The sequence below is a fragment of the Streptomyces sp. CNP082 genome (genome assembly GCF_059570535.1).
Window position 1 is genome coordinate 15,898 of sequence record NZ_JCANSZ010000054.1, and the last position, 11,999, is coordinate 27,896.

Consider the following 11,999-nt stretch of genomic DNA (forward strand, 5'->3'; position numbering starts at 1 on the left):
TACGACACGCCTGTGCCCCGGCCACCGCGGCGGCCGGGGCACAGGCGCCGGCAGCCTACGCCGGGACGCTCGCCACGCCCGGCTGCAGGAACCGGCGGCCCGTCACGCGCTCGCTGACGCCCGCGCGGTCCAGGTACGGCGTGATGCCGCCCAGATGGAACGGCCAGCCCGCGCCGGTGATCAGGCACAGGTCGACGTCCTGCGCCTCGGCCACGACGCCCTCGTCCAGCATCAGCCGGATCTCCTGCGCGATGGCGTCCAGCGCCCGGTCGCGTACCTGCTCCTCCGTCAGCACCGTGTCGCCCACCTGGAACAGCGCCGCCACCTCCGGGTCCAGCTCCGGCTTGCCGGAGTCATGGACGTACAGCGTCCGCTTGCCCGCCTCCACGACCCGGCCCAGGTTCGCCGACTGCGCGAAGCGGTCCGGGAACGCCGTGGCGAGGGTGCCCGCGACGTGGTGGGCGACCGCGGGGCCGACCAGGTCCAGCAGCACGATCGGCGACATCGGCAGCCCTAGCGGCGCCAGCGCCCGGTCCGCGATCTCCACCGGCGTGCCCTCGTCCACGGCGCCCAGCACCTCGCCCATGAAGCGGGTCAGGATGCGGTTGACGACGAACGCGGGGGCGTCCTTGACCAGGACCGCCGACTTCTTCAGCTTCTTGGCGACGGCGAACGCCGTGGCCAGCGAGGCGTCGTCGGTGCCCTGGGCCCGTACGATCTCCAGCAGCGGCAGGACCGCGACCGGGTTGAAGAAGTGGAAGCCCACGACCCGCTCGGGGTGCTTGAGCCCGGCCGCCATCTCGGTCACCGACAGGGACGAGGTGTTCGTCGCGAGGATCGCCTCGGCCGGGACGACCTCCTCAAGCTCCGCGAAGATCCGCTGCTTGAGGGAGAGTTCCTCGAAGACCGCCTCGATGACGAAGTCGGCGTCGGCGAACGCCGCCGCCTTGTCCAGCGACCCGGTGACCAGCCCCTTGAGCCGGTTGGCCGCGTCCTGGTTCACCCGGCCCTTGAGCAGCAGCATGTCGATCTGCTCGTGGACCCAGCCCACGCCCTTGTCGATGCGCTCCTGGTCGATGTCCGTGAGCACGACGGGGACTTCGAGCCGGCGGGCGAAGAGCAGGGCCAACTGCGAGGCCATCAGCCCGGCGCCGACCACACCGACCTTGGTGACCGGCCGGGCGAGGCTCTTGTCCGGCGCTCCGGCGGGCCGCTTGGCGCGCCGCTGCACGAGGTTGAAGGCGTAGATCCCGGCCCGCAGCTCGCCGCCCATGATCAGGTCGGCCAGCGCGTCGTCCTCGGCCGCGAAGCCCTGCCGCAGGTCGCCGTTCTTCGCCGCGGCCATGATGTCCAGCGCGCGGTACGCCGCGGGGGCGGCGCCGTGCACCTTGTCGTCGGCGACGGCCCGGCCGCGCCCGATGGCGGCGTCCCACGCCTCGCCGCGGTCCAGGTCCGGGCGCACGACCTCCACCTCGCCGCCGAGGACGGCGGCGGTCCAGGCGAGGGACTGCTCCAGGAAGTCGGCGCCGTCGAAGATCGCGTCGGCGATGCCCAGGTCGTAGACCTGCTTGCCCTTGAGCTGCCGGTTCTGGTTGAGGCTGTTCTCGATCACGACGGTGACCGCGCGGTCCGCGCCGATCAGGTTCGGCAGCAGCGTGCAGCCGCCCCAGCCGGGCACCAGCCCGAGGAAGACCTCCGGCAGCGAGAACGCGGGCACGGCGCGCGAGACCGTGCGGTACGTGCAGTGCAGGCCGACCTCGACGCCGCCGCCCATCGCGGCGCCGTTGTAGTACGCGAACGTCGGCACGGCCAGGGCGGACAGCCGCTTGAACACCTCGTGCCCGCCGCGCCCGATGGCCAGCGCCTCGTCGCGGTGCCCGAGCACCTCGACGCCCTTGAGGTCGGCGCCGACGGCGAAGATGAACGGCTTGCCGGTGACGCCGACGCCGACGATCTCGCCGTCCGCGGCCTCCTTCTTGACCTGGTCGAGCGCGGCGTCCAGGCGCGCGAGCGACTGCGGGCCGAAGGTGGTCGGCTTGGTGTGGTCGAAGCCGTTGTCCAGGGTGATCAGCGCGAACCTGCCGGCACCGTCGGGCAGGTCGAGGTGGCGTACGTGCGCCTGCGTGACGACCTCGTCGGGGAAGACCTCGGCGGCGCCCTTGAGAAGTTCCACGGTGCTGCTCACTTGCCTGCCCCCTCGAAGTGCGGGTTCTCCCAGATGACCGTGCCGCCCATGCCGAAGCCGACGCACATGGTGGTGATGCCGTACCGCACCTGCGGCTGCTCCTCGAACTGCCGCGCCAACTGCGTCATCAGCCGGACACCGGAGGAGGCGAGGGGGTGGCCGAAGGCGATGGCGCCGCCGTACTGGTTGACGCGGGGGTCGTCGTCGGCGATGCCGAAGTGGTCGAGGAACGCCAGCACCTGCACGGCGAACGCCTCGTTGATCTCGAACAGGCCGATGTCGCCGATGCCCAGGCCCGCCTTGGCGAGGGCCTTCTCGGTGGACGGGATGGGGCCGATGCCCATCACCTCGGGCTCCACGCCGGCGAAGGCGAACGACACGAGCCGCATCTTCACCGGCAGCCCCGCCGCCCGCGCCACGTCCTCGGCGGCGATGAGGGAGGCGGTGGCGCCGTCGTTGAGCCCGGCGGCGTTGCCGGCGGTGACCCGGCCGTGGGCGCGGAAGGGGGTCTTCAGCCCCGCGAGGTTCGCCAGCGTGGTGCCGGGACGCATGGGCTCGTCCTGCGTGGCCAGGCCCCAGCCGGTCTCGCCGGCCTCTGCGCTGGTGCGGCGGACGGAGATGGGCACCAGGTCGGCCTGGATCCGCCCGTTCGCGTACGCCTTGGCGGCCTTCTCCTGCGAGTGCACCGCGTACTCGTCGGCGCGGGCCCGGGTCAGGTGCGGGAAGCGGTCGTGCAGGTTCTCCGCGGTCATGCCCATGAAGAGGGCGGACTCGTCGACGAGCTTCTCGGAGACGAACCGCGGGTTGGGGTCCACGGCCTCGCCCATCGGGTGCCGGCCCATGTGCTCGACGCCGCCGGCCAGCGCGATGTCGTACGCGCCGAAGGCGGTGGAGGCGGCGGTCGTCGTCACGGCGGTCATCGCGCCGGCGCACATCCGGTCGATGGAGTACCCGGGCACGGTGGGCGGCAGACCGGCGAGGATGCCGGCGGTGCGGCCGATGGTCAGGCCCTGGTCACCGATCTGGGTGGTGGCGGCGACGGCGACGTCGTCGATGGTGGCGGGGTCGAGGGCGGGGTTGCGGCGCAGCAGCTCGCGGATGCACTTGACGACGAGGTCGTCGGCGCGGGTCTCGTGGTAGATGCCCTTCGGGCCCGCCTTGCCGAACGGGGTCCGGACGCCGTCGACGAAGACGACGTCCCTTGCGGTACGAGGCACGGGCTCTCCTCCGGAGGGGGTGCGGGTTCTCGTGGTGCCGGCCCGCCGGGGGCGGCGCGGCTCTGAGGCCATGCTACTCGTGGGTAACAGGAGGTGCCCAGGGGGCCGCCCGGAGGCGTCTCTCACAGCGTCCCCGCGCGGGCCCGACCGGGCGCCGGCGGGAACCCGGCCCTGTCCCTGTGCCTTCCCGGCCCGCCACGGTGCCGGCGACCCCGGCGGCGGCTTCGACCAGGCCGCGGGCGATCGCCGCGTCCGCCAAGGTCACGCCCAGTCGCCCCGCCGGATGGCCGTAGCAGGTGCGGGCCCGGCCTTCGGCGCTGCGCCGCACCGGGCAGGGCGGCGGTCTCGGCGAGTGGGGGCATGGGGGCCATGATGGCGCAGGGACGGTTCGGGAAGCGCCGAACCGTCCCCGCCCTAGCGTCGGGCCATGACGTGCACGAGGCATGAGTTCGACCGCTACGAGGATATTTCGGCGGCACTCGCCGATCCGGCGCTCGTCCCGGAACCGCCGGCCCTGGACGGCGGTCCGCCCGGGGCCGGCGTCGCATGGCTGCGCGCCACCGTGGCCCGGTTCAGCTCCGGAGAGCGGCACCGGCGCCGGCGGGCTCTGGTGGAGGCCGAACTGGCCCGGCTGGAGCCGGCCGCGCTGCGGCGGGCGGTCGCGGCAGGGCCCGAGGAGGAGGTCCGGGTACGGGTGGTGCGTACCCTCGCAGAGGCCCTGGGGATGCCGGAGCCCGGGGCGGTCGCCGAGGCGGTGACCGTGGTGGCCGGGGCCTGCTTCGGAGGCCCCGGCCACCACGGTGCCGCGGACGAGGCTGTGGCCCGGCTGGTGGCGCGGCTGGTGACACCGCCGGCGGACGAAGCCGCCCTGGAGGCCGCCGCCAACCGCATCGGGCTGCTGGTACAGGCATGCGCGGCGACGGCTGCCCTGGTGGAGGCCGCGGCCGGCCGGGACGCACCGCTGTCCCGGGTACTCCGGGAGGTGCCGCCGGTCCAGGCCATGCGCCGGGTCGCCGCCCGTGCCACCCGGGTCGCCGGCCGGGAGATCGCCGAGGGCGACGTGGTGCTCCTGGACCTCGCGACCGCCAACCGCGGCCACCCCGTGCCCCTCGCCTTCGGCGCCCCGCCGCGCGTCTGCCCCGGCCGGGCCCACGCCCTCGCGATGGCCGAAGGCCTGCTCCAGCGCCCGCGGACCGCCTTCGCCCGGCTGCACGACGAGGCGACGCCGCTGCTGCTGCCCAACGCCTGGGACCACGCCTCCGCCGCCCTGCTGGCGGCGCAGGGCTTCCGGGCGATCGGCACCACGAGCCTCGGCGTGGCCGCGGGCGCGGGGCTGCCGGACGGGGCGGCGGCGATCGCCGAGGAGACCCTGGCGCTGGCCCGCCGACTCGGACAGTGCCCGTTCCTGTTCACCGTCGACATCGAAGGGGGCTTCGGCGACGACCCGGCGGAAGTGGCCGAGCTGGCGGGACGGCTGTACGCCGCGGGCGCCGCGGGGATCAACCTCGAAGACGGGCGCCCGGACGGCACCCTCGCCCCGGTGGAGCTGCACGCCGCAAAGATCGCCGCGGTCAAGGCCGCCGTACCCGAGCTGTTCGTGAACGCGCGCACCGACACCCACTGGCTCGGACGCCGGAGGGAGGAGACCGGGACGCGTCTCGCGGTGTACGAGCAGGCCGGTGCGGACGGCGTGTTCGTGCCGGGGCTGTCGGATCCGGACGGGATCACCGCCCTGACGGCGACCCTCACCGTCCCGCTGAACGTCCTGTACGCACCGGGCGGCCCCACCGTCACCGAGCTGGCGGCGCTGGGCGTGCGGAGGATCAGTCTCGGCTCTCTGCTCTACCGCAGCGCCCTGGCGGCGGCCGTGACCACCGCGAGCGACGTCCGCGACGGCCTGCGGAGGGAACCCGCGGCTCCCTCCTACGCGGAGGTGCAGGCGCTGGCCGCGCCTGCCGGGAAGCCGCGGAGACCCGCGTGACCCGCACGCCGCGGGCGCCGGTCAGCCCTGGACGGCCGTGGTGAGGAGCGGGGTGACCTGTTCGATCTGCCACGGGCGGGCGCCCAGGCGGGTCAGGGCCGCCGCCACCGACTCCTCGGTGGCGTCCTTCGGCGGCTCCCAGCACACGCGGCGGACCGTGTCCGGTGCGATCAGGTTCTCCTGCGGCAGGCCCAGCTCCTCCGCGCGCGCCGTCACCGACGCCCGCGCCCGCGACAGCCGCGCGGCGGCGGCCGGGTCCTTGTCCGCCCAGGCGCGCGGCGGCGGCGGGCCGTTCAGCGGCAGCCCCGGCTGCGGCAGCTCGGACTCCGGCAGCGCGCGGGCGCGCTCCACCGCGGCGAGCCACTGCTCCAACTGCCGCCGGCCCATCCGGTGCCCGAAGCCGGGCAGCGCGGCCAGCGCCCGCGTGGAGGTCGGCATCGCGAGCGCCGCCTCCACGATGGCGGTGTCCGCGAGCACCTTGCCCGGTGAGATGTCGCGCCGCTGCGCGATGCGGTCCCTGGCCGTCCACAGCTCCCGTACGGTGCCGAGCTGACGCCGGCGCCGTACCTTGTGCATCCCCGACGTGCGCCGCCAGGGGTCCCGCCGCGGCTCCGGCGGCGGCGCCGCGGCGATCGCCGCGAACTCCTCCTCGGCCCAGCGCAGCTTCCCCTGCGCCGTCAGCTCCCCGGCCAGGGCGTCGCGCAGGTCCACGAGCAGCTCGACGTCGAGCGCGGCGTAGCGCAGCCACGGCTCGGGCAGCGGCCGGGTCGACCAGTCGACGGCGGAGTGGCCCTTCTCCAGCGCGTACCCGAGGACGTTCTCGACCATCGCGCCGAGGCCGACCCGGGGGAAGCCGGCGAGCCGCCCGGCCAGCTCCGTGTCGAACAGGGTGGTGGGGTGCATGCCTATCCCGGCGAGGCACGGCAGATCCTGGGTGGCGGCGTGCAGAACCCATTCGGCACCGCCGATCGCCGCCGCGAGCCCGGAGAGGTCCGGGCAGGCCACCGGGTCGATCAGCGCGGTGCCCGCGCCCTCGCGGCGCAGCTGTACGAGGTACGCCCGCTGCCCGTAGCGGTAGCCGCTGGCGCGCTCGGCGTCGATGGCGACCGGGCCGCTGCCCGCGGCGAACGCGCGGACCACCGCGTCGAGCGCCTCGGCGTCCGCGGTGACGGGTGGAATGCCCTCGCGGGGATCGAGAAGGGGGACCGGCGCCGATCCGGAAGTCGGTGCTCCGGGGGCGGGGAGTCTGTCCTCTGCTGCGGTCTCTTGGGCGTCGGTCACGTGTTACAGGGTATCTGTGAGTCGTGCACGACAGCGCCCGTCGACGGAACGTCACGTCGACGGGCGCTGCGCGTGCTGCCGGGAGGGGCCCGTCACCGGGCCCGGTTCAGTGGATGATGCCGGTGCGCAGGGCCACCGCCACCATGCCGGCGCGGTCGCCCGTGCCGAGCTTGCGCGCGATGCGGGCGAGGTGGCTCTTGACGGTCAGCGCGGACAGCCCCATCGAGACGCCGATGGCCTTGTTCGACTGGCCCTCCGCCACCAGCCGCAGCACCTCGACCTCGCGGCCGGACAGCTCGCGGTAGCCGCCCGGGTGCCCGGGCGGGCCGGAGTTGCCGCCGGCACCGGGGGAGCCCGGTGGGCGGCGGTGGTGCAGCCGGCCGGCGGCGGCGCCGATGTGCGCGGCGTTGGGGCGGGTGGGCAGGCCCATGCTGGTGCGGGTGCCGGTGACGACGTAGCCGCGGACGCCGCCCGCGAGGGCGTTGCGTACGGCGCCGATGTCGTCGGCGGCGGAGAGCGCGAGGCCGTTGGGCCAGCCCGCCGAGCGCGCCTCGGAGAGCAGCATGAGACCGGAGCCGTCGGGCAGGTGGACGTCGGCGACGCAGATGTCGCGGGGGTTGGCGATCCGGGGGCGGGCCTCCGCGATGGACGACGCCTCGATCACGTCGCGCACGCCCAGCGCCCACAGGTGGCGGGTGACGGTCGAGCGTACGCGGGGGTCGGCCACGACGACCATGGCCGTCGGCTTGTTCGGGCGGTAGGCGACCAGGCTTGTGGGTTGCTCGAGGAGAACAGACACCAGGTCCCTCCAGACGGTGGTGCGGGGACGGGGCCGGCTGGGAGAGCCGGGACGTTCCGCTCGGTGAACGGAAGGTCTCTCACGTCTTCGGCAGGAGCCCGGAGAGGCTTTAGGCAATGATCACGAATGAGGGAGTAAAAAACGGACAATTCGGATGGGCGATCGACTGCGGGACGGTCAGCGCCGGCGCGAGTCGCGGCGCTGCGGCAGCGGCACGATCGGTGCGGCGTCCGGCTCCGGCGCCGTCTGCGGTGCCGGAGCCGGCGGCAGGCCCGCGCACTGGCACAGCATCTCCACCCACGCCGCCAGGTGCGCCGCCGCGTCCGGGGTCCCGTCCCCAGCCGCGCGCGACGGCTGCGGCGTCCAGGAGGCCCGGATCTCGATCTTCGTCGTCGTGCCGCGCTCCGCCAGCCCGCCGAAGTGGTGCGAGGACGCGCGCGTGACCGTGCCGCCGGGCTCGCCGTAGCCGAGGCCGCGGGTGTCCAGCGCGCCGGTCAGCCAGGACCAGCACACCTCCGGCAGCAGCGGGTCCGCGGCCATCTCCGGCTCCAGGTCCGCGCGCAGCAGCGTGACGAAGCGGAACGTACCGCGCCAGGTGTCCTGCCCGTCCGGGTCGTGCAGCAGCACCAGCCGGCCGTCGGCGGGCGCGGCGTCCTGTGCCGCGCCCTCCTCGATGTCCGCCTCCAGGGCGTACGCGAACGGGGCGATGCCCCGCGGCGCGCGCGTCGGACGCAGCGTCACCTCGGGGCGTACCGCAGCGGAGCCGAGCGCCTCGACGGCCCGCCGGAACGGGGGCGGCAGGGCTCGGCCCGCCGGCTGGCCGTCCGGGGGGCCATCGGGTTCGTCGACGAGGTGTCCAGGAGCCGCAACCATGCCCGGAAGACTAGGGGGCGCGGCGCGCAGAAGCGCTGCGGGACACCCGGGTGGCCGGATCTCGACTCCCACGCGCGTGCGAAGATGCAGGGGTGAGTCCCGACAGCGCCTCCCGCCCCTCTGCCACGTCCGTCGCCGGTGCCGCCGCGGCGCCCGCCCGCCCGGGGCCGGCCGCCGACTCCGCGTTCCTGCGCGCGTGCCGGCGCGAGCCCGTGCCGCACACCCCCGTGTGGTTCATGCGCCAGGCGGGCCGCTCGCTGCCCGAGTACCGGCGGCTGCGCGAGGGCATCGGCATGCTCGAGTCGTGCCAGCGGCCCGACCTCGTCACCGAGATCACGCTGCAGCCCGTACGGCGGCACGGCGTGGACGCCGCGATCCTCTTCAGCGACATCGTCGTACCGCTCAAGGCCATCGGCGTCGATCTCGACATCAAGCCGGGCGTGGGGCCCGTCGTCGCCCAGCCCGTCCGCAGCCGCGCCGACCTCGCGCGGCTGCGCCCGCTGGAGCCCGACGACGTGCCGTACGTGACCGAGGCCGTGGGCCGGCTGACCGCGGAGCTGGGCGCGACGCCGCTGATCGGCTTCGCCGGGGCGCCGTTCACGCTGGCCAGCTACCTGGTCGAGGGCGGCCCGTCGCGCAACCACGAGCACACCAAGGCGATGATGTACGGGGCGCCGGAGCTGTGGGCCGAGCTGGTCGGCCGGCTCGCGGGCATCACGGCGGCGTTCCTGCGCGTGCAGATCGAGGCCGGGGCCTCCGCCGTGCAGCTCTTCGACTCCTGGGCGGGCGCGCTGGCGCCCGCCGACTACCGGCGCGCGGTGCTGCCCGCGTCGGCGGAGGTCTTCGCGGCGGTCGCGGAGTACGGCGTGCCGCGTATCCACTTCGGCGTCGGCACCGGCGAGCTGCTGACCGCGATGGGCGAGGCGGGCGCCGACGTCGTCGGCGTCGACTGGCGGGTGCCGCTGGCCGAGGCGGCGCGCCGCGTCGGCCCCGGCAAGGCGCTGCAGGGCAACCTCGACCCGGCGGCGCTGTTCGCGCCGCGCGCGGCGATGGAGGCCAAGGCCGGCGAGGTGCTGCAGGCGGCGGCGGGGCTGGAGGGGCACGTGTTCAACCTCGGCCACGGCGTGCTCCCGACGACGGACCCGGACGCGCTGACGCGGCTCGTGGAGTACGTGCACGAGTCCTCGGCCCGCTGACACCGGCCGGCCGGCGCCGGAGCCTCCGTGCGGAGAGCCGGCTGGGGAGGGCTCGTAGCGCATGCGGTACGGGGGCGGGGGTACGGAGCGGAGCCCGCGGCCCCCACCCCGTACGTACCGCACCCCTGTGCCCGTCCGGCTAGGGCACCAGCACCAGCCGGCCCCGCACGCCGCCCGCCGTCAGCCGTTCCTGCGCCTCGCCGGCCCGCTCCAGCGGCAGCGTCTGCGCCACCCGCAGGCTCAGCCGCCCCTTCTCCGCCAGCACCGCCAGCTCCGCCAGGCGCTCGCCGTCCGCGGCGACCAGCACCGTCTCCACCCGCGCCCCGCGCCGCGGCACCGGACCGGCGCCGGGCAGCACCGCGACGTACGCGCCCCGGGGCCGCAGCGCGTCGAACGCCGCCACGCCCACCGACGCCGCGTCGACCACGCCGTGCACGCCGCCCGGCACCGCCGCGTGCACCCGGTGCGCCAACTCTGCGCCCCGCGCCACGAACAGCCCGGCGCCGAAGCCCCGTACCAGCTCCTCGTCCCGCTCGCCCGCCACCGCGACCACCGTCAGCCCGCGCTCGCGGGCGGCCAGCTCCACGGTGAAACCGCCGACGCCGCCGGCCGCGCCGGTGACCAGGACGGTGCTCCCTTCGGGCAGGGCCAGCAGGTCGAGCGCCTGGTCGGCGGTGAGGGCGTTGAGCGGGAGGGTCGCGGCCTCCGCGGCGGTGGCGCCGGCGGGTGCCGGCGCGACGGCGTGGGCGTCGACGACCGCGTACTCCGCGTACGCACCGAGCGGCAGGTCGATGCGGTCGATGAGGGCGACGACCCGGTCCCCGGGGGCGAAGCCCTCGGTACCCGCGCCGACCGCGTCCACCGCGCCCGCCGCGTCCCAGCCGAGCCCGAACCTCTCGCGCGGCGGCGTCATCCCGGCCTCGACGTACGCGCCGGTCCGCGTGGCGATGTCCGTCGGGTTCACGCCGGCCGCCTCGACCCGGATCCGGACCTGCCCGGGACCCGGCTCGGGCACCGGCACCTCGACGGTGCGCAGCACCTCGGGACCGCCGTGTCCGGTCACGACGACAGCACGCATGGGCAACTCCTCACAGAAGTGACGGAAGGGGAATGCACCCGACCCTAGGGAGGGTTGCGGTGAGCGAGAAGAACGCACTTTGCAGTGCGTACCGAACCCGGAGGAGCGCACCCGCATGTCCACCCTCACGGCCGCGCAGCGCCGGGCGGCGGCCCGCGCCGCCTACGACGAGTACCTGGCCGCCTGCCCGTCCCGGCAACTGTTCGCGCGGCTCGGCGACAAGTGGACCGGGCCGATCGTGCTGGAGCTGGCCGAAGGCCCGCGCCGCTACGGCGAGCTGACCCGCGCGCTCGCGGGCGCCAGCCAGAAGATGCTCACGCAGACGCTGCGCGCCCTGGAGCGCGACGGGTACGTGGCGCGCTCCGTGACGCCCACCGTGCCGGTCAGGGTCGACTACGAGCTGACGCGGCTCGGCCGCGGGATGCTGCCGATCCTTCAGGCAGTCAAGGAGTTCGCAAACACCCACATCGACCAGATCCACGCGGCCCGGGCGAGCTACGATGCGGCGGAGCGCGCAGAGGAGCGCGGGGGCGCCGCGGCGCGTAACGACCCGCTATCACGGTGGCGTTCGGAAAGATAGGTCTGGCGCCCTGCGCCCCCGATCGCGTAGAACACGGCCATGTGGGTGTGCTTCGCGCTCGTCGCCTGGGTGGCCGCGCTGGTGACGTGCGGGCGCCTGGTCCTCGTCGGTTCGGTCGCCGCGGCACTGCCCGAGCCCGAGGCGGCGCGGGTCCGCGGGGCGCGTGAGCTGACCCTGTACGAGGCCGCCTTCCTCGCCGGCGGGCCCCGGCGGGTCGTCGACGTCACCCTGGTGTCGCTGGCGCGGGAGCGGCGGCTGCTGCTCGCGCACACCGGCTGGGCGACCGTCGTGGCACCCGAGGGGCGCGACCCCGTCGAGCGGGCCGTGATCGCCGCCGCCGGGCCCGGCGGGCAGCGCCCGATACCGGCCATCCGCGCCACCGCCCGCGCCGCCGGGGCGCTGCGCGACCTGGACGACGGCCTCGCCGCGGCCGGGCTCGCGGTGCCCGCGCCGGTCCGGTCCGCCGTGCGCACCGCGGTTCGGCACGTGCGGGTCGCGGGGGTGGTGGTGCTCGGCGCCGGGATCGCCGCGCTGGCGCTGCGGGCACCGGCGCAGGAGCCGATCGCGGGCTGGTTCGTACTGCCGCTGATACTGGTCTGCGGCTGCCTGGCCATAGCCCGGCTGGAGGTCGGCGAGTACACCCGCTGGGCCACGCCCGACGGCCTCGGCCTGCTCGCCACCCTCGACGAGGCGGACTCGCTGCTGACCGGGCTGGCCGTGCGCGGGCCCGCGGCGCTGTCCGACCCGGAGATGCGCGCCGCGCTCGCACGGTAGGCGGACGCGCCGCGACACCCCGCCCGGGTCCTTTA

General features: G+C 75.4%; 10 protein-coding genes. 4 read left to right on the plus strand and 6 right to left on the minus strand.

From position 1 onward, the window contains the following. Positions 1 to 55 precede the first annotated feature (55 nt). Both B124_RS30325 and B124_RS30330 read right to left on the minus strand, forming a co-directional pair. Positions 56 to 2,185, minus strand: a complete 2,130-nt coding sequence (locus B124_RS30325; protein ID WP_496506189.1) for a 3-hydroxyacyl-CoA dehydrogenase NAD-binding domain-containing protein — start codon at positions 2,183 to 2,185, stop codon at positions 56 to 58. Continuing rightward, entirely contained in the window at positions 2,182 to 3,402 is a 1,221-nt protein-coding gene (locus B124_RS30330) for a thiolase family protein (RefSeq protein WP_496506190.1), read from the minus strand. The genes B124_RS30325 and B124_RS30330 overlap by 4 nt, the downstream gene beginning before the upstream one ends. Positions 3,403 to 3,829: 427 nt before the next feature. Between B124_RS30330 and B124_RS30335 the strand changes: the two genes are divergently transcribed. Continuing rightward, entirely contained in the window at positions 3,830 to 5,383 is a 1,554-nt protein-coding gene (locus B124_RS30335; protein WP_496506191.1) for an isocitrate lyase/PEP mutase family protein, read from the plus strand. 21 nt (positions 5,384 to 5,404) lie between these two features. On the opposite strand, the gene B124_RS30340 is transcribed toward B124_RS30335, so the two are convergent. The 3 genes from B124_RS30340 to B124_RS30350 form a co-directional block, all read right to left on the minus strand. After that, positions 5,405 to 6,664, minus strand: coding sequence for an HRDC domain-containing protein (locus B124_RS30340; protein WP_496506192.1), 1,260 nt, complete (start codon positions 6,662 to 6,664; stop codon positions 5,405 to 5,407). Positions 6,665 to 6,770: 106 nt separating this feature from the next. Then, positions 6,771 to 7,463 carry a LuxR C-terminal-related transcriptional regulator gene (locus tag B124_RS30345; RefSeq protein ID WP_496506193.1) on the minus strand — a complete coding sequence of 231 codons (693 nt, stop codon included), beginning with the start codon at positions 7,461 to 7,463 and terminating at the stop codon, positions 6,771 to 6,773. A gap of 177 nt (positions 7,464 to 7,640) precedes the next feature. Continuing rightward, positions 7,641 to 8,336, minus strand: a complete 696-nt coding sequence (locus B124_RS30350; RefSeq protein WP_496506194.1) for a DUF3000 domain-containing protein — start codon at positions 8,334 to 8,336, stop codon at positions 7,641 to 7,643. A gap of 188 nt (positions 8,337 to 8,524) precedes the next feature. Between B124_RS30350 and hemE the strand changes: the two genes are divergently transcribed. Next, the gene (gene hemE / locus B124_RS30355; protein WP_496506215.1) at positions 8,525 to 9,532 is read left to right on the plus strand and encodes a uroporphyrinogen decarboxylase; all 1,008 of its coding nucleotides are present in this window, start codon (positions 8,525 to 8,527) and stop codon (positions 9,530 to 9,532) included. A 139-nt stretch (positions 9,533 to 9,671) separates the two neighbouring features. Here hemE and B124_RS30360 read toward each other — a convergent pair whose 3' ends face one another. Beyond that, positions 9,672 to 10,610, minus strand: coding sequence for an NADP-dependent oxidoreductase (locus B124_RS30360; protein ID WP_496506195.1), 939 nt, complete (start codon positions 10,608 to 10,610; stop codon positions 9,672 to 9,674). A 115-nt stretch (positions 10,611 to 10,725) separates the two neighbouring features. On the opposite strand from B124_RS30360, the gene B124_RS30365 reads away from it, so the two are divergent. Next, complete coding sequence (locus B124_RS30365) at positions 10,726 to 11,190, plus strand: winged helix-turn-helix transcriptional regulator (protein WP_496506196.1); 465 nt, start codon at positions 10,726 to 10,728, stop codon at positions 11,188 to 11,190. Positions 11,191 to 11,229: 39 nt separating this feature from the next. Further along, a complete protein-coding gene (locus tag B124_RS30370; protein ID WP_496506197.1) occupies positions 11,230 to 11,964 on the plus strand; it encodes a TIGR04222 domain-containing membrane protein in 735 nt (244 codons plus the stop codon). Positions 11,965 to 11,999 lie beyond the last annotated feature (35 nt).